General features: G+C 66.2%; 23 protein-coding genes. 10 read left to right on the forward strand and 13 right to left on the reverse strand.

Annotated features, from left to right (window positions below; genetic code table 11):
* Positions 1–34: 34 nt before the first annotated feature.
* Positions 35–925 carry a LysR family transcriptional regulator gene (locus P9875_RS08230; protein WP_278318079.1) on the forward strand — a complete coding sequence of 297 codons (891 nt, stop codon included), beginning with the start codon at positions 35–37 and terminating at the stop codon, positions 923–925.
* Here P9875_RS08230 and P9875_RS08235 read toward each other — a convergent pair whose 3' ends face one another.
* Entirely contained in the window at positions 926–1810 is an 885-nt protein-coding gene (locus tag P9875_RS08235) for a hypothetical protein (RefSeq protein ID WP_278318080.1), read from the reverse strand.
* The gene (locus P9875_RS08240) at positions 1807–4095 is read right to left on the reverse strand and encodes a M1 family metallopeptidase (RefSeq protein WP_278318081.1); all 2289 of its coding nucleotides are present in this window, start codon (positions 4093–4095) and stop codon (positions 1807–1809) included. The genes P9875_RS08235 and P9875_RS08240 overlap by 4 nt, the downstream gene beginning before the upstream one ends.
* Before the next feature lie 245 nt (positions 4096–4340).
* On the opposite strand from P9875_RS08240, the gene P9875_RS08245 reads away from it, so the two are divergent.
* The 5 genes from P9875_RS08245 (at position 4341) to P9875_RS08265 (ending at position 8442) form a co-directional block, all read left to right on the forward strand.
* On the forward strand, positions 4341–5885 hold the full coding sequence (locus tag P9875_RS08245) for a TonB-dependent receptor domain-containing protein (RefSeq protein ID WP_278318082.1): 1545 nt from the start codon (positions 4341–4343) through the stop codon (positions 5883–5885).
* 147 nt (positions 5886–6032) lie between these two features.
* Positions 6033–6704 (forward strand): thiol:disulfide interchange protein DsbA/DsbL, encoded by a 672-nt coding sequence (locus P9875_RS08250; protein WP_278318083.1) that lies wholly within the window; start codon positions 6033–6035, stop codon positions 6702–6704.
* A 12-nt stretch (positions 6705–6716) separates the two neighbouring features.
* Complete coding sequence (locus P9875_RS08255) at positions 6717–6941, forward strand: hypothetical protein (protein ID WP_278318084.1); 225 nt, start codon at positions 6717–6719, stop codon at positions 6939–6941.
* 80 nt (positions 6942–7021) lie between these two features.
* Complete coding sequence (locus P9875_RS08260) at positions 7022–7768, forward strand: SDR family oxidoreductase (RefSeq protein ID WP_278318085.1); 747 nt, start codon at positions 7022–7024, stop codon at positions 7766–7768.
* A gap of 125 nt (positions 7769–7893) precedes the next feature.
* Entirely contained in the window at positions 7894–8442 is a 549-nt protein-coding gene (locus P9875_RS08265) for an ester cyclase (RefSeq protein WP_278318086.1), read from the forward strand.
* 9 nt (positions 8443–8451) lie between these two features.
* On the opposite strand, the gene P9875_RS08270 is transcribed toward P9875_RS08265, so the two are convergent.
* The 7 genes from P9875_RS08270 to P9875_RS08300 all read right to left on the reverse strand — a co-directional run bounded on the left by P9875_RS08270 (position 8452) and on the right by P9875_RS08300 (position 15107).
* Positions 8452–9429: a LysR substrate-binding domain-containing protein gene (locus P9875_RS08270; protein WP_278318087.1), complete on the reverse strand. Its 978-nt coding sequence runs from the start codon at positions 9427–9429 to the stop codon at positions 8452–8454.
* Positions 9360–10259 carry an efflux RND transporter periplasmic adaptor subunit gene (locus P9875_RS08275; RefSeq protein ID WP_099400981.1) on the reverse strand — a complete coding sequence of 300 codons (900 nt, stop codon included), beginning with the start codon at positions 10257–10259 and terminating at the stop codon, positions 9360–9362. Before P9875_RS08275 ends, P9875_RS08270 begins: the two co-directional genes overlap by 70 nt.
* Positions 10260–10308: 49 nt before the next feature.
* Positions 10309–10509: a DUF1656 domain-containing protein gene (locus tag P9875_RS08280; protein ID WP_278318088.1), complete on the reverse strand. Its 201-nt coding sequence runs from the start codon at positions 10507–10509 to the stop codon at positions 10309–10311.
* Entirely contained in the window at positions 10499–12643 is a 2145-nt protein-coding gene (locus tag P9875_RS08285; RefSeq protein ID WP_257626503.1) for an FUSC family protein, read from the reverse strand. Before P9875_RS08285 ends, P9875_RS08280 begins: the two co-directional genes overlap by 11 nt.
* A 10-nt stretch (positions 12644–12653) precedes the next feature.
* Positions 12654–13160 carry a MarR family winged helix-turn-helix transcriptional regulator gene (locus P9875_RS08290; RefSeq protein WP_046682655.1) on the reverse strand — a complete coding sequence of 169 codons (507 nt, stop codon included), beginning with the start codon at positions 13158–13160 and terminating at the stop codon, positions 12654–12656.
* A 73-nt stretch (positions 13161–13233) separates the two neighbouring features.
* Positions 13234–14646 (reverse strand): efflux transporter outer membrane subunit, encoded by a 1413-nt coding sequence (locus P9875_RS08295; protein WP_099400983.1) that lies wholly within the window; start codon positions 14644–14646, stop codon positions 13234–13236.
* Between the two features lie 143 nt (positions 14647–14789).
* Positions 14790–15107, reverse strand: coding sequence for a DUF4148 domain-containing protein (locus P9875_RS08300; protein WP_158300054.1), 318 nt, complete (start codon positions 15105–15107; stop codon positions 14790–14792).
* Between the two features lie 286 nt (positions 15108–15393).
* On the opposite strand from P9875_RS08300, the gene P9875_RS08305 reads away from it, so the two are divergent.
* The 3 genes from P9875_RS08305 to P9875_RS08315 all read left to right on the forward strand — a co-directional run bounded on the left by P9875_RS08305 (position 15394) and on the right by P9875_RS08315 (position 16689).
* Positions 15394–15699: a hypothetical protein gene (locus P9875_RS08305; RefSeq protein WP_099400985.1), complete on the forward strand. Its 306-nt coding sequence runs from the start codon at positions 15394–15396 to the stop codon at positions 15697–15699.
* A 96-nt stretch (positions 15700–15795) separates the two neighbouring features.
* On the forward strand, positions 15796–16113 hold the full coding sequence (locus P9875_RS08310) for a hypothetical protein (RefSeq protein WP_099400986.1): 318 nt from the start codon (positions 15796–15798) through the stop codon (positions 16111–16113).
* A gap of 99 nt (positions 16114–16212) precedes the next feature.
* Entirely contained in the window at positions 16213–16689 is a 477-nt protein-coding gene (locus P9875_RS08315; RefSeq protein ID WP_099400987.1) for a DUF2244 domain-containing protein, read from the forward strand.
* Here the strand turns inward: P9875_RS08315 and P9875_RS08320 are convergent.
* Entirely contained in the window at positions 16674–17159 is a 486-nt protein-coding gene (locus P9875_RS08320) for a hypothetical protein (RefSeq protein ID WP_099400988.1), read from the reverse strand. The two genes, P9875_RS08315 and P9875_RS08320, sit on opposite strands and share 16 nt — an antisense overlap.
* A 77-nt stretch (positions 17160–17236) precedes the next feature.
* The gene (mgrA, locus tag P9875_RS08325; protein WP_278318089.1) at positions 17237–18277 is read right to left on the reverse strand and encodes an L-glyceraldehyde 3-phosphate reductase; all 1041 of its coding nucleotides are present in this window, start codon (positions 18275–18277) and stop codon (positions 17237–17239) included.
* 121 nt (positions 18278–18398) lie between these two features.
* Here mgrA and P9875_RS08330 point away from each other — a divergent pair, with 121 nt between their 5' ends.
* Complete coding sequence (locus tag P9875_RS08330) at positions 18399–19988, forward strand: CYTH and CHAD domain-containing protein (protein ID WP_278318090.1); 1590 nt, start codon at positions 18399–18401, stop codon at positions 19986–19988.
* A gap of 6 nt (positions 19989–19994) precedes the next feature.
* Here the strand turns inward: P9875_RS08330 and P9875_RS08335 are convergent, their stop codons facing one another.
* Together P9875_RS08335 and P9875_RS08340 are read right to left on the reverse strand one after the other, a co-directional pair.
* Positions 19995–20870, reverse strand: a complete 876-nt coding sequence (locus tag P9875_RS08335; protein WP_278318091.1) for a Kdo hydroxylase family protein — start codon at positions 20868–20870, stop codon at positions 19995–19997.
* A gap of 79 nt (positions 20871–20949) precedes the next feature.
* Positions 20950–21321, reverse strand: coding sequence for a lysozyme inhibitor LprI family protein (locus P9875_RS08340; RefSeq protein ID WP_035825730.1), 372 nt, complete (start codon positions 21319–21321; stop codon positions 20950–20952).
* Positions 21322–21391: the final 70 nt, after the last annotated feature.

Below are 21391 nucleotides of genomic sequence, written 5' to 3' on the forward strand. Positions count from 1 at the left end.
GTATCATTTCCATTTTGTTGATGATCGGATCGTCATGGATACCTTGCGCAGCATGCGCGTGTTTCGCGCCGTGGTGGAGCTGGACAGTTTCGTGCGCGCCAGCGAGCGCCTGGATGTATCGCCGGCCATGGTCAGCAAGCACGTGATGCACCTGGAGCGCCACCTGGGGGCGCGCCTGCTGAACCGCAGCAGCCGCCACCTGAGCCTGACGGAAATCGGCAAGGTGTATTTTGAACAGTGCCGCGACATGCTCGACAATCTCGACGAGGTGGAAGCGACCGTGGGCCGCACGACGGTGGTGCCACGCGGCATGCTGCGCCTGAGCGCGCCCGTCTGGTTCGCCAACGCCATCTTTACGCGCACCCTGGCCGCCTACCGCGAACGCTTCCCGGAAGTGACGTTCGACATCGACCTCAGCGGGCGTGTGGTGAACCTGGTGGAAGAGGGTTTCGACCTGGCCCTGCGCGTCAGCCAGGCGCCGTCGCCAACCCTGATCGCGCGGCCCATCGGCAGCATCGCCTTTCACCTGGTGGCCGCACCCGCCTACCTGGCGCGCGCGGGCCACCCGCAGCTGCCGCAAGACCTGGCGCAACACGCCATGATCAGTTATTCCTTGCTGGCAAACGGTAATGAACTGGATTTCGATGGGGCGCAAGGGCGCGAGAGGGTGAAGTTTTCGCCCGTGTTGCAATGCAATAACGAAAGCCTGCTGCACGCGGCCGCGCTCGACGGCATGGGCATCGCGCTGCTGCCGTCGTGGCAGACGGATGCCGACCTGGCGGCGGGGCGGCTGGTGCGCCTTTTCGATGATTTCAAGCTGGCGGGCGGCAAGGTGTACGCCGTCTACACGAGCCGCCGCTACCTGTCCTCGAAAGTGCGCACCTTCATCGACTTTCTCGCCGATGAAGGGCGCCTGGGGACTTGATTACGCGAGCGAGCGCTTGACGTCGATCAGCGCGAACAGGCGCGCGCTGCGCATCCACGCCAGCGCCAGCGCCGCCAGCTGCGTCACCAGCAAGCCGGCCACGATGGCCAGCGGACCGGGCGCGGCCAGGTTCAGGCGCGCCACGCCCAGCAGCGCATACAGCGCCAGTCCCAGCAAGGTAATGACGAGGTAGATGGCCAGGCTGGCCAGCGGACGCCGGCGCAGCATGCCGAGGCCCCGCCACCAGGCCTTGACGGCCGAGGTGCGGCGGCGGTCGACGGCCAGCGCCGCGCGGCCGGCGTCGAGCGTGGCGCAGGCCAGCAGGAACAGCACGCCCGCGAACAGCAAGGCCAGGTGGCGGGCCAGGTCGGCATCGGCTTCCAGGATGGCTTTCGCCGCGTGCTTGTCGGCCAGTTTCAGCGCGCCGGCGCCGATCGTCAGCGCCAGGCCCAGCGGCACGATGCTCCACAACAGCATGCGCAGCATGCGGCCGTATTCGCTGAAGGCGCCCGTCAGCAGGGGACCGAAACCGAGTGGCGCCGGCGCGCGTGCGGCCGTCACCACCAGGCCGCTCAGCAGCGGCGACAGCAGCAGGGCCAGCACGATGCCGGTGATGGCGGCCTGGCTGATGGCGGCGCCGTTGCGCCCCGCATTGGCGACCAGGTCGGCCAGGGTCATCAGGTCGAGCTTGTGCGCCAGGGCCGCCGCATGCACGGCGTTATCGAGGCTGGCGCTCAAGGTGCGCCACAGGGGAATGACGGCAAGGATGGCGGGGACCAGCAGCAGGCCGGCCCACAGCAGCAGCAAGCGCCATTGCAGGGCGGCGCGGCTGGCGCGCGTGGTCAGTGTCAGGCCGCTGGCCCGTGTCGTGGAAGTGGCGCTCATACGATGGCAATCAGGGAAAGGAGGTATTGGAAGGCGGCGGCAAGGTCGAAGCTCCAGCGCCGCGCGGCGGATTTGTCGGCTTTCAGGGTGCGGCCGTCATCGAGCTTGTTGACGTCGAGGTAGTGCACGCGGTCCGGGTCCAGTTCGGCCGAGACGGCCTTCACGGGCTTGCTCCAGGTGTAGCGCTGCCACAGCTGCTCGTTGTCCCACACCACGCGTTCGGACGTGCCGTCGGCGAACTTCACCAGCAGCACCTGCGGCACGGGCGCGCCGCGGCGGCGCAGGACCACGCTGGTGAGATACGGATACGGCCCGGTGCCGGGCTTGGCGTCAGGGTGCGCCTTGTCCCACGCCTCGCGCACTTTTTTCTCCTCTTTTTCCAGCGTGTCGGCCGTATGTTCCACGCGTTTGCCGTTCACCAGCGCCGTGCCGGCCAGCGGCGTCTGCTCTTCGCTGGTGAAGGTGCCGATGCGGTCGTCGATGTTCGCGCTGGCATACACTTGCTGCGCGAAGACCTGCTCCACGATGCGCCGCTGGCCCGTCGCCTCGGCCAGCGTTTCACGCAGGTCGGCCACGCTCGGATGGCGGAATTTCCACTGTTCGTAATAGGCCTTGAAGCCCCGTTCCATGGCCTCGCTGCCGATGCGCGCTTCCAGGTCGCGCATGGTGATGGCCGTGCGGCTGTAGACGGGGCCTACGCCCTGCAGGCGGTCCCACGCGTTCTGGCCCAGCGGATCGGCCGCATCCTGGCGCGGTGCGGCCATGCGCTCGAATTCGAAGACCTTGAAGACGGGATCGAAGCCCAGGCGCTTGAGCAGGGGCGTGGTGGCGTGGATGTGCTGGTCGCGCGCGCGCAGCATGCGCTGGTCCCAGTACTCGTTCAAGCCTTCGTCGAGGATCGGTTCCTCGAATTCGTTCGATGCCAGGATGCCGTAGAAATAGCCATGGCCGAATTCATGGATGGTGACGAAATCGAGGCCGAATTCGGGAATGGTCTTCGGCTGCAGGTTGGCGTAGCTCGACGCCGTGATGAAGGTCGGGTACTCCATGCCGCCCGCTTCGGCCGCGTTAAACGGCGGAATCACCACCGTCAGCGTCTTGTACGGATACGGGCCCAGGGTGCGCGAGAAATACGTGAGCGAATCCTTGGCCGCCTGCAGCGCGGGCGCCGCGTTCGACGCATATTCTGGCGGGTACAGCACCTTGATGGCCACCGGCGGGCTGCCAGGGCCGCTCCAGCTGCCCGTCAGCGGCTGGGCGCTGTGCTTGTCGGCCGTCCAGGCGAAATCGTGCACGTCGCCCTGCACATAGTGATGCGTGAGCATGCCGTTCTTTTCCTGCGGCGCGCCTTGCAGCTCGCCCGTGGCGCCCACCGTGTACTCCTTGGGCACGGTCAGCTTCACGTCGTAGTGGCCGAAATCGGCGTAGAACTCCGAATTGAGGTGGAATTCATGCGCGTTCCAGCGCGGCGCGGTGGCGCCCCGTTCGCCGGGCAGTTCCAGCACGGCGATCTTCGGGAACCACTGGCCGACCAGGTGGAAGCTGCCGAAATAGCCGGTGCGCGCGATGACGCGCGGCAGCTGGTCGAAGAAGCGGATGTCGAGCGTCGTCTCGGCGCCCGGCGCGACGGCTTGCGGCAAGTCGACGCGCACGACGGTGCGGTCGGTGGCCGGGCCGTTGTCGGGCTGGACGAAATGCCAGGGCGCCTTGGCGCCGTTCTGCGTCATGCTGCGCAGTTCGATGTAGCCCCACTCGCCGTCGCGCGTGTCGACGCCCGAGCGGAAGCCAGTATCGAGCTTGCGCTTTTCGGTGAAGAAGGTCGAATGTTCGCCTTCGAAGGCGTTCAGGTACAGGTGCAGGTAGACGCTGCTGACGGCTTGCGCGCTGCGGTTGCGCCAGCGCAGTTTCTGCTGGCCGTCGATGGTGTGCTTGACGGGATCGAGCGTCGCTTCGATCTGGTAGTCGACCACGCGGTCCGACAGGGTCGCTTGCGCGCCCGTGCGCGCGCCGCCCCAGGCGTTGCTGGCGCTGGGCGTGCTGACGGCCGACGCGTGCGGCGACGCCAGGGCGATGCCGTCGGCCGATGGCGCCAGCGGCAAGGGCGCGCTGGCTGGCTTGCCTTGGCCAGGCTGCGCGAACAGGTCGGCCTGCAGGGCAAGGCCGGCCAGCAGCAGGGCGGCGATGGAGAGGGCTTTGAGCTTGCCCGAGATGGGGAAAAAACCAATGCTGCGGCGCGTGCCGCGGGGACTTGGCGGCCCCTGGCGCGTTGTGCTACGACTTTCCATGCGTGACTCCCACAGTGACTTCTTATTGTTGATTTTTAAATGCAGTCGGCTGCGCCCAGGATCGCCGGGCGCAGCTTAATATACCTACAAAAATGCCAAATCACCAATAAAATATTGGCATAAGGAAAGTACCACCGGGCTGGCGCTTGCGGCGCCGCGCGCCGTGCGTATAATGATTCGCTTTTGCCATCCCTCCGTTCCGCCTGCGCGCACCCGCGCCGCGGTGACGCCTCAAGCCTGCCGCCATGATGCCTGCCCCTCCCGTCCTGACCATCGCCACGCGCGCCTTGCTGCTGTGCGCCCTGGCCATGCCGGCGTGCGCGCAGGAAGGTGTGGCTGGCGTGGATGCTGGCGCGGCCGGCGTCACGCATGGCGACGTGTCCGCCGAACTGGGGCAGGGCGGCCAGCACAGCGTGCGCGGCGCCCTGTCGCGCGAGCAGGGCGGCATGACGCTCGATGCGGCCGTCGACGCTCTGCGCAATGGCAATTACCGCGATGGCAGCGTGTTTCACCAGCGCGGCTTCACCGGCGGCGCGGAATGGAAGGCGCGCCAGGGCCGCTTCGGCTTCAGCGCCGACCAGCTGAACCAGGACACCCGCTATCCCGCGCCCGAGGCGCCGTTCCTCGCCTTGCTGGCGGCCCGTCCCGAAGACCTGTACCGCTATGAGGTGCGGCGCGCCAGCGCTTTCGTGCAGCGTTATGTCGGCAAGTTCGAGCTGGGCGTGGAACTGTCGCAGCGGGAAAAACGCGCCACGGCCCACTATGCGGGTGAGGACGGCAGCAGCGAATCGACCTACAGCAGCCGTCGCCGGCAGCTGGCGCCGCGCCTGCGCCATTACGGCAAGGTGGGCGGCGTGGGCACGGATACGGAAGTGGGCCTGGACCTGATGCAGTGGCAGCGGCGCTCGGGCCGCGATGGCGATGCGCGCCGGCGCCAGATTTCGCGCGCGCTGCTGCTGCGCGAGGAGCTGGCCTTCGGTGGCCCGTATGCGCCGCGCCTGCTGCTGGGACTGCGGCATGAACAGTTCCAGCTCGATCCGGCCGACCTGCCCGCCGGCGGCAGCGACTGGGAAAACCAGAATGCCTGGGACGTGCAGGGCAGCCTGCAATTGCGTCCGCAACTGAGCGTGTACGCCAAGGCCGCGCGCAGCTACCGCATCGACGACGACGGCTATACCCGCGCCGGCTACCGCCCCCTGGCGGGCCAGCTGCGGCGCGACATGGAAGTGGGCGCCACCGTCGGCGACGCGGCCCGCAGCGCTTCCGTGCGCGTCTTCAGCGAGCGCCTGAGCAACCAGATCGTCTTCGACCAGAACCTGGGCCAGCTGGGCTTTGCGGGCAACCTCGACCCCTCGCGCCGCGACGGCATCGCCATCGAGGCCAGCATGGCGCTGGCGCGCGACTGGCGCCTCGACGGGCAACTGCGGCAAGTGCATGCGCGCTATGACGATTACGCCTACGACGGGCCGGACATCGCCCTCGTGCCCAAGACTCTGGCCAGCCTGCGCCTGTACTGGACGGGGCAGGGCGGCGCCAGTGGCGACGTGGGCGTGCAGTGGCTGCGCGCGCTGCGCTATGGCCCCGATTTCGCCGGCAGCTGCCTGGCGCAAGTGCCCGCGTTTGCCACCGTGGACGGGCGCTATGCGCGCAAGCTGGGCGCCTGGGAGCTGGAACTGGCCGGCAGCAACCTGGCCAACCGCCGCCATTATGGCGATGCACCGGGCTGCCGTTCCAGCATTTACCTCAACGACGCGCGCCAGCTGCGCGTGTCGGCGCGCTACCATTTTTGAGGCGCAGGCGCAGCGGGGCTTAAATGCGGCTTAAGCGGGCGCAAAGCGGGGCGATAAACACGGCTTTTTTCCGCCCGGGCCTCATCGCCCGGCGCAAAAAGTGGTAATCTCGCCCCGTTCACGACCACTTTATGATGAAGGATTATTATGCGTTTTCTGCGTTTCTTGCGTCCCCTGCTTGCCGCCGTCACCCTGGTGGCGGCCACAGGCGGCGCCATGGCGGCCGATACCGGCTTTACCACGCTCGCGACGCCAGTGCGTACGGACACGGGCAAGAAGGTGGAAGTGGTCGAGTACTTCATGTATTCGTGCCCGCATTGCTACGCGCTCGATCCGCTGATGCACGACTGGGTCAAGAAGCAGGGCGACAAGATCGCCTTCCGCCGCGTCCACCTGGCTGCCACCGGCCCGAAAGACTCGCAGGCGCACGCCTATGCCACCCTGGAAGCGATGGGCCAGCTGGACCAGTTCCACGACAAGATCTTCCGCGCCATCCACGTCGAGCGCAACCGCCTGAACCGCGATGACGCCATCCTCGACCTGCTGGTCAAGAACGGCATCGACAAGGCGAAATACCTGGACATGTTCAATTCCTTCGGCGTGCAGACCAAGCTGAAACGCAACGAACAGCTGATCACCGCCAGCAAGATCGACAGCGCGCCGACCATCGTCATCGATGGCCGCTTCGTCACATCGCCGGCGCAGTTGTCGCGTCCGGGCCAGTCCGAGCCGCAAACCCAGACAGCGACCCTGCGCGTGATGGATGAACTGGTGGCGCGCGTGCTGAAAGAGCGCGCCCCGGCGCCGGCGAAGAAGTAAGCGGAGCGCATCATGAAACAGCTGCCCTGGACCCTGTGCGCGCTGGCCCTGGCCCTCGTGGCGTGGCTGGCGATCACCGTCGTCAGCGTGGAAAACCAGCGCAATGCGCTGGTCACCAAGGCTTGCGTGGACCCCGCATTCAAGAACGAGGTCGACGCGAAATGCCTGGCGTCCGTGCGGTCGCGCGAGCACTGGTGGCAGCATCTGAGCTACGCCATGACGCATTTCCGAAATTGAAGGCGTCAGCATGAAAACCCGCCGCGCGCGGGTTTTTTTTCGTCCGCGTATGATGAAGCCACAACTATTCAGGAGGGACAATGAAGGAAGTGATCTTGATTACCGGTAGCAGCCGCGGCATCGGTGCGGCGACGGCGCTGCTGGCGGCGCGCCAGGGCTATGCCGTGTGCATTAACTATGTGCGCGATGCGCAGGCGGCCGAGGCGCTGTGCGCGCGCATCGTGGCCGACGGGGGCGAGGCCATCGCCGTGCAAGCCGACGTCAGCGACGAAGCGCACGTGGCGCGCTTGTTCGGCGAAATCGATGCGCGCCTGGGGACACTCACGGCGCTGGTCAACAATGTGGGCGTGCTGGAGCAGAAATGCCGGCTGACCGACATTTCCGCGCAGCGCCTGGAACGCGTGCTGCGCACCAACGTGATCAGTTATTTCCTGTGCTGCCAGCAGGCCGTGCGGCGCATGTCGACGGCCCATGGCGGGCAGGGCGGACGCATCGTGAATGTCTCGTCGGCGGCCGCGCGCATCGGCTCCCCGAACGAATACATCGATTACGCGGCTTCGAAAGGCGCCGTCGATACCCTGACCCTCGGCCTGGCGAAGGAAGTGGCGGCCGAAGGCATCCGCGTCAACGGCGTGCGGCCCGGCATCATCCATACGGAGATCCACGCTTCCGGCGGCGAGCCGGGAAGGGTGGCGCGCCTGGCGCCCGGCGTGCCGATGCAGCGGGGCGGCCAGCCGGAAGAAATCGCCGACGCCATTTTGTACCTGCTGGGACCGGGCGCGACCTATGTGACGGGCAGCATCCTCGACGTGGCGGGCGGGCGCTGATTTTCAACTCATTTTCAAATCTCGCGAGCGACTGATTCAAGCGCGGGGCCAATTATCAAGCAGGGCAAGCGAGTCCAGAATGGCGGTGTGCCATGTGCACGCCGATCAACCAACCTGGATTCATCATGCCCGTATCTGCTTCCGCCTCCGTTTTTGCCCCCGCCCTCCTGGCCCTGTCGCTGCTGGGCGCCGCGCCAGCCCATGCCGCCATGGATTTGCCCATGCCGGCCCACCTGTCCGGCGCCACCTCCACGGATACAACGGCGCTGGCCGCGCGCCGCTACGCCGCGTTCTGGCAGAGCGGCGATCCTGCCCTGGCGCGTCTGGCGCTGGCCGACGATTTTATTGACCGCACCTTGCCCGCCGGCCGTCCGCAGGGACTGGCCGGCCCGCTGCAGGCCTCGCAAGTGTTCCATGCGGCCGTGCCGGACTTGAAAGTCGCCATCGAGGAGATGCTGGTGGCCGGCGACCGGGTCAGCCTGCGCCTGCATTTCACGGGCCATTTCACCGGCGTCTTCCCCACGCCGCAGGGCGAGCTGCGCGGCCAGGGGCAAGCCATCGATTTCCATGCGTTCGATTTGTACCGCGTGAACGCGCTGGGGCGCATCAGCGACAACTGGCACCTGGAAGATAATCTGACCCTGCTGCGCCAGCTGGGCGTGCTGGCGCAGTAAGGGCGGCCGTCAGACTTGCAGCGCGGCGAACTGCTGCAGCAGGAACTCGGCCAGCAGGGCGATGCGCGGCGCCTGGAAGCGGCTGCGCCGGTACAGCAGGTTCAGGGGGACGCTATCGGCAAAGTAATCGTCGAGCACCGTCTGCAGGCGCCCCGCGCGCAGGTCGTCGCTGATGTCGAGCAGGGATTTGTAGGCATAGCCATGGCCGGCCACGGCCCAGCGGCGGATGATTTCGCCATCGTTGCTGTGCCAGCCGCCCTGCAGGCGCAGGCCGTGGCGCTTGCCATTTTCGCGGTAGCGCCATTCCTGCGGCGCGCCGTCGCCGGCCATGAGCACCAGCGTCGGTAGCGACGCCAGGTCGCGCGGCGCGGCCGGCAAGCCGACCCTGGCGGCCAGCGCGGGCGCCACGCACACGACGCGCCTGCCCGGGTGCAGCAGGCGCGCCACCATGTCGCTGTCGGGCAGCTCGCCGTAGCGGATGGCCAGGTCGACGTCGTCCTGCACCAGGTCGGCCGTGGCGTCCGTCAGGGTCAGCGCATGGCGCACCTGCGGGTGCAGCGCGGCAAAGCGGTCGAGCATCGGCAGCAGCAACTGGCGGCCGATGTCGGACGGCGCCGAGATGCGCACCAGGCCGCGCACGGCGCCGTCGCCCGCATGCAAGCCGTCTTCGGCCTGCGCCAGCAAGTCCAGCGCCTGTTCGCTGTAGCGGCGGTAGTGCACACCTTCATCCGTCAGGCGCAGCTGGCGCGTGGTGCGTTCGAACAGGGTGGCGCCCAGCGCCGTTTCCAGGCGCGCGATGGCGGCGCTGGCGGCGGCCGGCGACAGGCCGTGCTTGCGGCCGGCCGCGGAAAAGCTGCCCAGCGCCGCGGCGTCGAGGAACAGGGCGATTTCCGCCAGGCGCCCGGCGCCGCCGCGGCTCATGCGGGGTGCGCGGTCGCTGCTGGCTTCGGCGCCGCTGCCGAATGCGGCGTGATCACCACGGTGCACGTGGTGCCGGCCACCAGCAATTGCCCCTTCGGCTGCTCGTCGATGTGGATGCGCACGGGCACGCGCTGCGCCAGACGCACCCAGTTGAAGGTGGGGTTGACGTCGGCCAGCAATTCGCGGCCCGTGGCGGCGTCGCGGTCCGTGATGCCGCGCGCGATGCTTTCGATGTGGCCATGCAGGGTGCCGCCGCTCATCAGGTTCATTTCCGCCTTGTCGTCCTGCGCCAGCATGCCCAGCTTGGTCTCTTCGAAGTAGCCGACCACGTAGTACGAGGCGCTGTCGATGACGGCCAGCTTGGCCGCGCCGACGGCGGCGAAATCGCCCTTGTGCACGTTCAGGTTCGTCACGTAGCCGCTGACGGGGGCGCGCACGGTGGTGCGCTCCAGGTTCAATTGCGCCAGCGCGCGGGCGGCCACGGCGGCCTGCACTTGCGACGAGGCCGAGCTGGCGGCAAAGGCCGCGCTTTCGCGGCTTTCCGTCGAGATGATGCTGGCGTCCAGGCCTGCGCGGCGCTGCGCTTCCTTGCCGCGGCGACCCTGCTCCGTTTTTTGCGCGGCCAGCACGGCGTCGGCCTGCGCCAGTGCGCTCGCATAGCGTTCCTTGTCGACGACGAACAGGATATCTCCCTTCTGCACCACCTGATTGTCGCGCACCAGCACTTCCGTGACGGTGCCGGCCACGTCGGCGCTGATGTTGACGATGTCGGCCTTGATGCGGCCGTCGCGCGTCCACGGCGACTCCATGTAGCGATCCCAGACGGTCTTGCCTGTCCACAGGGCTGCGGCCAATAGCAGCACGGTGATTGCATAGCGGGTCAGTTTGCTTACCATGGTGGCAGCCTTTCCTTGATGGGGTTGAACAGTTTTTTTATTTGTCTAGCTATTTGTAAAGCGATAGCGCCAGCGCGCCGAAGATGGCGATGAAGATGCACAGCCGCGCCAGCGACGGATGCCACACCATGCGGTACACGCCCAGCCAGCCCAGCACGCGGTCAAGCAGGGTTTGCAGGGCTATGCCGAGTAGGAACAGGGGCAGCAGGGTAGGAATCAGAATTCCGAACAGGGCGAATTCACGCGGCATGGTGGTCTCCGGCGCCAGGCGCCATATGGTCGAGTAATGAGGTGTAGATCGAATGCAGGTCGGCCAGCGCCGTCTGCAGGCGCGCGCTGCGCTCGCCGGTCGCATCGGCTTCCGTCTGGGCCGCGCGCACGACGGCGCCCGCCTGCAGGGTGGCCGCCAGGGCCGCCTGCAGTGCGGGGTCGCTGCGCGTGCGCAGCCAGGCGGCGATGTGATCCACGCATTGCTGCAGCGCGTGGCGTGTGGCGCCTGGCCGGGCCGTGGCAATCAGTTCGCGCAATTCGATCACGGAATGGCCGATTTCCAGCAGGGTCAGGGCCTGGCGCACGACGGCGCGCGTGGCTTCGCCCGGCGCCGGTCCGGCCGCCGCATTGAGCTGGCTGAGCAAGTCGCGCACGCGGTTGTCGAAGCGGTGTTTTACTCGGCGTGCGGGCGCCGTGCACGCATGCAGCGCTTCGCGCCACAGGGCACGGCCGATGTGGTCCTTGTGGCCCATCGTGTGCTCGGGCAGCAGCACGGCAAATACGAGGGCGGCCAGCATCAGTCCGACGATCAGTGCCATGCCCGTGTTCAAAAAGGCCGCGCCATCGACGTGCATCACATTCGTCGGCGCCATCTGCGTGATGAAGGTCGACACGCCCAGGCCCACGCCCAGCTTGGCCGGATTCGTCATCAGGTACAGGCCGACGGCCAGAAACGGCGCAAAACTGAGCACCAGCATGGGGAAGCCGTCGCCGTGCACCAGCACGAAATACACGCAGACGAGCGACAGCGGCATGGCGATGAGGAAGCCTGCCAGCACTTGCCGGATCATCAGGATGGGGCGCGGCGAGGAGGAGGCCAGCGCGCAGAACACGGCCGCCATCAGCATCGCCGTGCTGGCGTAGGGCCAGGCGAGGAAATAGGCGCCCAGCGCCAGCAGGGCCAGGCTGATGCCGGCGCGCGCGCCGCTGGCGAGCACCAGCGCGGGCGGCGTCTTCGGCGCATACGCCTGCGGCGTGCTCACGTCCAGCGGCGTGTCGTGCACGAGGCTGAAATACACTTCGTGAAAGCGGCTGATGTCGCGCGCGAAGCGTTCGAGCAGTTCGCACACGGTGTCGAAATCGATGCGCTGCGCATGCGCGATGGCCGCGCCGTCGATGTCCGCGCGGGCCTGGCCCAGCGCCGTTTGCAGATGCCGCTGCATGGTGTCGAGCGAGTCTTGCGACGGCGTCGTTTGCAGCGCTTCGGCGACGATGGCGTACAGGGGCGCGCAGGCCTGCATGACCTGGGTTTCGCCATCGCGCTGCAGCCGGTCGAACAGGCGGTGGAAGGTGTAGAAGGTGGTCAGCGCCGTCATGAAGGTGGCGTTGAAGGCGTGCAGCTTGCGGTTTTGCGCGCGCACGTGGCTCACTTTGCTGGTGACTTCGAACAGGGCGGCCGAGCGGCCCAGTTCCAGCGCCGCCACGTCGGCGGCAAACTGCAGATGCGTCAGTTCCACCTGCGCCGGCGTGAGCTTTTGCTGCAGCACGTCCTGGCAAAAGGTGAGGAATTTGCCGTAGCGCGCCTGCACCGTGCGCATCACCTGCGTGCCCTGGTGGCGTGGCAGCAGCACGCTGGAGACGGCGGCCGAGCAGATGATGCCCAGGCTCACTTCAGCCACGCGCGTGACGGCCAGCGAGAACACCTGCATCGGCTGCTCGATGGCGGGCAAGACGATCATGCAGGCCGTGTAGCCGGCCAGCACGTACACATACGACTGGGCGTTGCGGTGCAGGGCCGAGCCGCTCGTGCACAGGCCCACCCACAGGGCCAGGCCGGCGAACAGCAGCACGGGCTGCTGCGGGAACAGGCCGATCAGGGTCAGCGCGGCCGTGCATCCGAGCAGGGTGCCGCACAGGCGGTAAAAGCTTTTTTCCAGCACCATGCCGCTGCTGGGCAGGGCCAGGATGATGGTGGTGGTCATCGCCGTGCTGGGCGAATCGAGGCCCAGGCGGTAGGCCAGCCACAGGGCGCAGAATGCGGCGATGAGGGTCTTGCCGACGTAGATCCAGCGTTCGCCTTCCGTCGCGCGCCAGTCCTGCAGCGCCAGCGCCAGCCAGTGGGCCGCCCGGCTCAGGGGGCCGTGCGTAGATGTTGTTGCTGTGGCTGGCGTCATCGATAGGCTATCAGTTCTGGTTGTTGAGATTGTTCAAATTGCGCAGCTGGCGCATGTACAGCTTGTCGAGCACTTGCAGCTCTTCTTCCGTGAACCCTTCGTACAGGGCCGAGGTTTCCTGGTACACGTCGGGCAGCGCCGTTTCGATCAGCGCGCGGCCCTTGTCGGTCAGCGAAATCATCACCGAGCGGCGGTCGCCGGGGCGCGTGCCACGGTGGATCAGGCCGCGCGTTTCCAGGTCGTTGCACACGCGCGTCAGGTTGGCCGGCTTTTCATGGCAGGCCATGCCCAGGGTGCAGGCGTTCGAGGTTTCATCGTCCGTGCCGTACAGCACGGCCAGCACCATGTAGCTGGCATCGACCAGGTCGTGCTTTTTCAGCGCGGCGTTGGTCAGGTCCTTCATGCCTTTTTGAATGTGGTACGTCATGCGCAATAAACGCATCAGTTCCATGGGGAAGCCTGGCATGCGCGTGCGGATGTTTTGCAGCCGCTTGGAGGTGGCGTCAAAAGCGGTCATGTCATATTCCTTCATGTGTGAATAAAGTTCCGATTGTATCTTGTTGGGCTAGGGCAATGCCAGGATTGCAAGCTCAGATGCCGCCTCCTAACGCATTCATCAAGGAAACGTACAGATCGAGCTCGCGCGCCCCATTCTGCGCCTGCTGCTGTTCTTCCGCCAGCAGCGCCACTTGCGTGTTGAGCATGGCGATGGCGTCGCTCATGCCCGCCTTGTAGGCCTTTTCCGCCAGGTCGCGCGCGCGCTGCGCCGTCGCCAGCGCCTGCACGGTCAGCTGGTGCTGTTTGGCCAGCGATTGGGCGCGGGTGACGGCATTGGCCACGTCCGACATGGCGTTGATGACGGTGGCGTTGTATTGCTCCACGGCGCCGTCGTACACGGCCGTCTGGCTGCCCAGCTGGGCGCGCAAACGGGCGCCGGCAAAGATGGGCAGGCTCAGCGCGGGCGAGACGCCGCGAATGTCCGAATTGGCGTCGAGAAAATGGCTGAAGCCAAATGCCTGGAAGCCGGCGAAGGCCACCAGGTTGACGTTCGGGTAGAACTCGGCTTTGGCCGCATCGATGCGCTGCGCCGCCGCTTCCACTCGCCAGCGCTGGGCGGCGATGTCGGGACGGCGGCCGATCAGCTCGGCCGGCAGGGCGGCGGGAATGGCCAGCGGCTGGTCCAGGCGCAGCACGGGACGCGTGAGCGCCGCACCGGCGGCCGGCCCCTTGCCTGCCAGGGCCGCCAGCTGGTTGCGCAGCAGAGCCAGCGATTCGGCCGACTGTTCCAGCTGGCGCCGGCCGGCCGGCAAGGTGGTTTCGATTTGCGCCACGTCAATGTCCGTGCCGATGCCGGCCGCCTTGCGCTGGCGCGTGATGTCGAGGATGCGGGCGCGCTGCGCCAGGCTGCGTTCGATCACATCCTGCAGCTGGAATTCATACGACAGCTGGATGTAGGTGCGCACCAGTGCCGTTTCCAGCGCCAGGCGGGCCATCTGCGATTCGGCCGACGCCATCTGCACGTCGCCCAGGGCGGCGGACAGGGCGGCGCGGTTGCGGCCCCACAGGTCCAGGTCGTACGAGGCCGTGACGGTGGCCTGGTTGCGCCAGGCGTAATTGCCGGCCAGCGGCGCCGGCGTGCTGCCGTGCTGGGAATACAGTTCGCGGTTGATGGAGATGGCCGCGTCGGCCTGCGGGCGGGTCTTGTCCTCGGCTGCGCCGGCCAAGGCCTCGGCCTGGCGCACGCGCGCCTGGGCGCCGCGCAGGGTGGGGCTGTCGGCCAGGGCCTGGTCCATCAAATGGTTCAATTGGGGGTCATGCAAGTCTTGCCACCATTGCGTGCGCGGCCATTCGATGGCGGCGCTGGCGGCGGCATCCATGGCCTGGCTCGCTTGCAGCTTGTTGGCGTCGAGCATGGCCGATTGCGGCGCGATATGGCCCATGTCGGCGCAAGCGCTCAAGGCAAGGATCAGGCTGGCGGCAAGCAAGCGGCGGTGCAGGGACATGCAGGAACTCCGGAAGGTGGTATTGGGGCGATGCTGACAGCTCGCCGCGGTGAGCGCCGGGAGTGGCCCGGCCGGGGTAGGCCCGGGTGCTGCGCCGCAACTGAGGTGTACTACTGTGTGACTGAAACCGGCTGACTGGTTTCTTATTGCACGACCTGCTTGATCGTATGCGCGATATCAAAGTCCGCTTCCGTTTGCGGGATCAGGCCTGCCTTGCGGGCGGCGTAGAACTCGGCCATGACTTGTTCGCGCGTCACCTGGCTGGCGGCGGTGGCCGGCGTTTTCGGATAGTCGACTTCGCTGGTGGCGATTTCGCCGGCGTTGCGGGCGCGGATGTATTCGGCCGTGACTTGCTCGCGCGTCAGTTGCTTGTCCGTTGGGGCAGGTGCGGCGCTTTGGGCGAAAGCCGAAGTGGCGGTGGTGATGGCAAACAATGCTGCGATGAGTGATTTGGCTTGCATGATAAGACTCCAAAATGTGCATGATGGCTGGGTGGATGGGCCGGATCGCCACGTACCGGTCGGTTCGTCGGCATGGCGCTGGTGGGCGCCGTGCCGGCGATGAAGCAGTTTCTGGATGAGAAGATGCTTACTTGAATTAACTATAGCAATGAATAGTACATTTGTGAAGTAATTTATGAAAATAGTTGTGCGCCGCCGCATTTGCCCCTTGGAAAATGCGGTGCAGGCGTGCGCCGCTGGCCGGGCCAGGGGAGTAAGCTGGTTTTTTGTTCAACGGGAGTCAACCATGAGCGGCAGCACACTCGATCCGGACAATTTGCCCGTCATCCCCGACCGCGTCCTGGGCAGCGGCCATGGCAAGGGCGCGCTCGGCCCCAGCGACAGTTCCGACAGCGGCAGCGACATGCAGGGCGTGCCCGGCCAGGATGCGGAAGCGCTCGACAACGACAGCGATGCGGCCGGCACCGGTGAGCGGGCCGGCGTGGAGCCGCGCAATACGGCGCCCGATGGCGGCGACATCGACGTCGACCATGTAGAAAGCATGGCGCCCGTCCGGCCGGCGGAGGAAGGTGGTGGCGAATCGCCCCCATGAATTACCGCCTCTCCTGCGGCATCAGCGTAAAATGCGGGCAAGGCGGCGTGCACGCCGCCATGGCCAGCCGGCCGGCACAGGATAGGATGTCAGAGGATGCAAACGCAGATGTCGGAAGAGAAAGAAAAAGACTTGATGTCGATGTACCGCGAGACGCGGCCGCGCGAGTTTTTTGGCGAAAAAAGTAACACCAATCACCTGGCCTGGAGCTTGCTGGTGATCTTGCTGGCGCTGGGATTCTGGCTCGTCGTGGCCCTGGCAGCGGCGGAAAACCAGCGCTATGCCCTGGAAACGAAGGCATGCCAGGATCATGTGTTTCCTGCGGAAATCGACACGTCTTGCCTGAAACAGGTCAAGTCGCGCGATCACTGGTGGCAGCACGTGGGTCACGCGCTGGTGCGCATGGGCGCCTGAGCCTGGCGCAAGCTGGCAGAACGGTCTGGCTGACCCTGCGGCGGCAAGTGCCGCTGCGGTGATTGTGATGGGTGATAAAGCGATAGTGCGGGAGGCGCCATGCCACGCGATCACTCGCGCGAGCAGCCGCAATGGCTGCTGGCGCGCCACAGTGCCTTGACGGCGCGCCAGTTGCTGCGCGCCTACGGCTTGCTATGCCTGTTTTCCCTCGTCATTGCCGCCGCTTTTGCACTGCGCGGCCTCTGGTACATCCCCGTTTTTTCGTTCGCCGAATTGATCCTGGTGGCCGCCGCCCTGCTGCATTACCTGCGCCACGCGCGCGACTATGAGCACATCGCCTTGCGCGACGGCGAGCTGGTCATCGAACAGGTCAGCGCCGGGCAGTGCCGGCGCCACCACTTTGCGCCTTGGTGCACGCGCATTGCCGTGCCGCAAGGGCCGCGCCAATTGATACACATCAACGATATGCGTGATGCTACCCGGCATGTGGCGGTGGGCGTCTTTGCCACGCCGGAACGGCGCCGGCAAGTCGCGCAGGAACTGGGCGCGTTGCTGCCGCCTTATTTAGGCCCGTAAAACTGGAAAGTCTTGACCACCAGCAAGGTGGCGGGGAAGCCCGTGAGGGTCTTGAATTCCTTGATGCCGGTAATCTTGTAGGCGCCGGCCTGAAACGCTTCGCCTTCCTCCCAGCTGTGGTCCTGCATGGCAAACTGCAGCAGGCGCTGGTCGTTGTAGCGGTAGCTGAAGATGGTGTAGGCGCCGACGCGGCTGGTGACGACGAAACGTTCATCCTGCGCGTCGGCGATCAGCAGGATGCCCGGATAGCGCCCGATGCCCGCCTCCTCGTTCTGGATTCTCAGGATCACATCGGTAAAACTGCATTCGGCGTCGCGGATCTTGTCGCGCTTCGTGGCGATCTTCATCACCTCGTCGTAGCTCTTGTTGTGCACGATCGACCAGCGCGGCGAGTCGCAATAATTGGCTGCGCGGACGTTGGCCGCGCAGGACAGCAGCAGGCAGAGGGCGATGGCGTGGATGGCTTGCATGGAACCTTGTGGTAAATGTTGAAAGGCGGCGGCAGTCTACCTGCCCGCTGCCGCCGCCACAAGCGCAGGACGGGTGATCAGGTGGCCCGCGACGGACCTTCCCACAGATTGATATGGCCTTCGCGCGCCTGCACGTCGATGGCGGCCAGCTCGTCGGCCGTGAACGACAGCTGCTGCAGCGCGGCCACGTTTTCGCGGATTTGCGCGCTGCTGCTCGCGCCGATCAGGGTCGAGGTGACGCGGGGATCGCGCAACACCCAGGCCAGCGCCATTTGCGCCAGGGTTTGCCCCCGCTGCGCGGCGATCTGGTTCAGTGCGCGCACGCGGGCCAGGTTTTCCGCGCTCAGGTGCTGTTGCGTCAGCGAACCGCCGCCGGGGCGGTTGACGCGCGCATCCTGCGGCACGCCATCGAGGTACTTGTCGCTGAGCAGTCCCTGCGCCAGCGCCGTGAACGTGATGCAGCCCATGCCTTCTTGCTGCAGGGTATCGAGCAAGCCATCCTCCTCGATCCAGCGGTTGAGCATGTTGTAGGCCGGCTGGTGGATCAGGCAAGGCACTTTCCATTCCTTCAGCAGGGCGGCCGCTTCGGCCGTCTTTTGCGGCGAATACGAGGACAGGCCCACGTACAGCGCCTTGCCTTGCTGCACGGCGGTGGCCAGCGCGCCCATGGTTTCTTCCAGCGGCGTGTCGGCGTCGTAACGGTGCGAGTAAAAGATGTCGACGTAATCGAGGCCCAGGCGCCGCAAGCTCTGGTCCAGGCTGGCCAGCACGTATTTGCGCGACCCGCCGCCCTGGCCGTACGGGCCCGGCCACATGTTCCAGCCCGCCTTGGTGGAAATGATCAGTTCATCGCGGTAGGGCAGGAAATCGTCGCGCAGCAGCTTGCCGAAATTGCTTTCCGCACTGCCATACGGCGGGCCGTAGTTGTTCGCCAGGTCGAAATGCGTGATGCCCAGGTCAAACGCCGTGCGCAGCATGTCGCGCTGCGAGGCCAGGCTGTTGCTGTCGCCAAAGTTATGCCACAGTCCCAGGGACAAGAGCGGCAGTTTCAACCCGCTGCGCCCGCAAGTGCGGTATGGCATGCTGTCGTAGCGGTTCTCGGCGGCGTGGTAGGTCATGGCATCTCCTGGTTGAATGAAGCGCTTATTTTCGCGCAAAATCAAGGTCCGTGTGCGTGCTCCTTGCGAGCGGCCGGACGCGCCTTACAATGGGCGTTCAGGAGTCTCGCAAGGAGCGGTCATGGAAATCGAATTGAAATTGTTGCTGGCACCGCAAGATGTGCCCCGTTTGCGCGCGCACCCGCTGCTGGCGCAGTATGCACAAGGTGAGCCGCAGCTGCTGCGGATGCACGATATCTATGTCGACACGCCCGATTTGCAGCTGTGCCGCCAGCAGGCGGGCTTGCGCGTGCGCCAGGTGGACGGGCGCTGGGTGCAAACGCTGAAGGCGGGTGGTACCGTCAGCGGCGGCTTGCACAGCCGCCATGAATGGGAAGGCGAGGTGCCCGGGCCGCAGCCGGACCTGGCCGCGCTCGATGCGGCCATCGGCCGCAAGCAGCCCATCCGCGCGCTGCTGCGCCAGGACGGCATCCGCGACGCTTTGCGGCCCGTGTTTACCACGCGCATGGAGCGCACCGTATGGCAGTTGCGCACGCCGCAGGGCGACGAGATCGAATGCGTGCTGGACCAGGGTGTCATTGAAAGCGGCGCGGACGGGGCGGATAGCGTCGTCCGCACTGTGCCCGTCAGCGAGATCGAGCTGGAGTTGAAGCAGGGGCAGGCGGCCAGCCTGTTCGACGTGGCGCTGGCCTTGTTGCAGGACGTGCCGCTGCAGCTGGGCCACATGAGCAAGGCGGAGCGCGGCTACCGGCTGGCCGCATCGCATCCCTTGCAAGCGGTCAAGGCGCAGCCTTTGGCGCTCGACGCGGCCATGTCCGTGGAGCAGGTATTCCTGGCCATCGCCGGCAATTGCCTGGAGCAAGTCAGCGGCAACCAGGATGGCGTGGCGGGCGGCGAGGACGTGGAAAGCGTGCACCAGATGCGCGTGGGCCTGCGCCGCTTGCGTTCGGCGCTGGGTATGTTCAAGTCCCTGCTGGCCTTGCCTGACGCCTTGAAGGGCGAACTCGAGTGGCTGGGCGGCGCGCTGGGCGAGGCGCGCGACTGGGATGTGTTGGCAGGCAATACCCTGGCGCAACTCGACGGCGAGGCGCAGGCGGATGCGGCGGCGCTGGCCGAGGCGGCGCACGCGCAGGCGCGCCTCAAGCACGAGCAAGCGGCCCAGGCCGTCACCTCGGCGCGCTACACGGCCTGCATGCTGGGCTTGCAACGCTGGCTGCAGGCGCGCGCCTGGCGCGACAATTGCTCCGTGCGCCAGTTGCGGCGCCTGGACGCGCGCGTTTCGCCGTTTGCCCGCGCTACGCTGCGCAAGGACCAGCGGCGCCTGATGAAGCGCGGCAAGGGCTTGCTGCATGCCACGCCGCCGCAGCGCCACCGGGTGCGCATCGCGGCCAAGAAGACGCGCTACGCGACGGAATTTTTTGCCTCGCTGTTTGCGGGCCGGGCCGTGAAACCGTATGTGGGACGCTTGTCGGCCCTGCAGGATGAACTGGGCTGGCTCAACGATGTGCAGGTGGCCGACCGCTTGCTGCAGCAATTGCCCGAAGTTCAGGCTGACCAGGCTGGCCAGCTTGATCAGTCGACCCAGGACGGGCTGCGGCTGCACGCGGCCTTCGTGCGCGGTTATCTGGCGGCACGCGCGCAGGCGCAGGGCAGCGATGGCCGCATGCACAAGGCGTGGCGGCGTTTCAAGGCGGCACGTTTGCCGGCCTGAACCTGGCTAAGCCAGCGGACGTTGCAACTGGCGCTCGAGGATGGCCAGCGGCGACTTCTGCGGGGCGGCCATGGCGTGCACGGGCAGCAGCCAGGTTTGCTCGAGCGCATGCTGTCCCCGCAGGGCCGCGTGCGATACGGCGTCGCTGAAGACGATCCACGTCTGGCCCGGCGCGAACGCATGGGTGTGCTGTTCCACCTGCGCCTGGTAACCGAGGTCGGCCTTCATGGCGTCGTGCAGTTGCAGCATGTAGTGATCGTAGGCCGTGCGCCGCGACTTGGTGATGCGCAGCCATTGCAGCAGGGCTGCCAGCACCGGTTGCGGACGCTTCGCGACGGGCAAGAAATGTTGCGCCACCTGCTCGAATGGCGCGCCCAGTTTCCACACGCGGGGCATGTCGCGCGGATGAATGTTGGTGAAGACGCGCAGGATGCGCCGGCCCTGCGTGGGCGAGGAGGGAAAACTGTCGACGTGCAGGCGCGTATCGTCCTTGCGCCAGGAACTCACGCGACCGGCGATTTCCACGGGACGAAAGCTGCCCTTGCCTTGCTGCAGATGGGGAACATAGCCAGGCAGCAAGCCGCCCAGCAGGCGCTGCGTGTGCCGCGCATAGCGCTGCATCAGCGCGGCCAGCAGGACCGCATCGCAGGCGTCGCCGTGGCCGCGCACGCCGCGCGCTGCTTCCCAGCTGATGTTCTTGGCGCTGCCGGCGCTACCCGCCGCGCCGTTCAGCAGGGCATGCTCTTCCTGTCGTAGCGAGAAGCCCAGGCGGGGCAGCAGCAGCACTTGCCCGTCTTCGAGTGCCTGCAGCGCCGCCGCCTGCTGCGCGGCGCTGCCGCTGGCGTCCCACTGGTCCAGGGAGATATCGATGAGTTTGCTCATGGCACAAACGGGAAAGACATCGGAGCGGTCAGTATGGGCGCTTGCCGCCCGCTCCCGTTTGCGCTGGCGCAGGTTCAGCTCACAGTTTGCTGTTCTGGCAGCCGGCGCTTACGCATTCGCGCACGCGGTCCTGCAGGAATTGCGCGCGTTCGATGGTGGTCTGGGTGGCGCAATCGAGGTTCACATAAAAGCCCGACGATTCGCGTTTGGAGCAATTCTGGTTGCGGTTGCTTATCCACGCCAGCTGGCCCGATTTCAGCTTTTGCTTGCCGCCGGCATCGAGCTGGGCGGCGAGTTTTTTGTAGTTGGCGTTAAGTTCCTTGTCCGCTTCCTGATACACCTTGTTGAGGCAATACAGACCGTCGAAGTCGTTGCGCGGCGTGTCGCAGGCCGAGTTGGCGAAGGCGGAACCGGAGGCAAACACGAGCAGGGCAAGCAGGCATTTTTTCATGATGTACTTTCAGACAGAGTGGTGGCGGGATCGGCGCAAGGCAGCGCTCTTGCGCATCCTACAACACTTC

Origin of the sequence: Janthinobacterium rivuli, assembly GCF_029690045.1 — a bacterium.
Lineage (GTDB): Bacteria > Pseudomonadota > Gammaproteobacteria > Burkholderiales > Burkholderiaceae_D > Janthinobacterium > Janthinobacterium rivuli.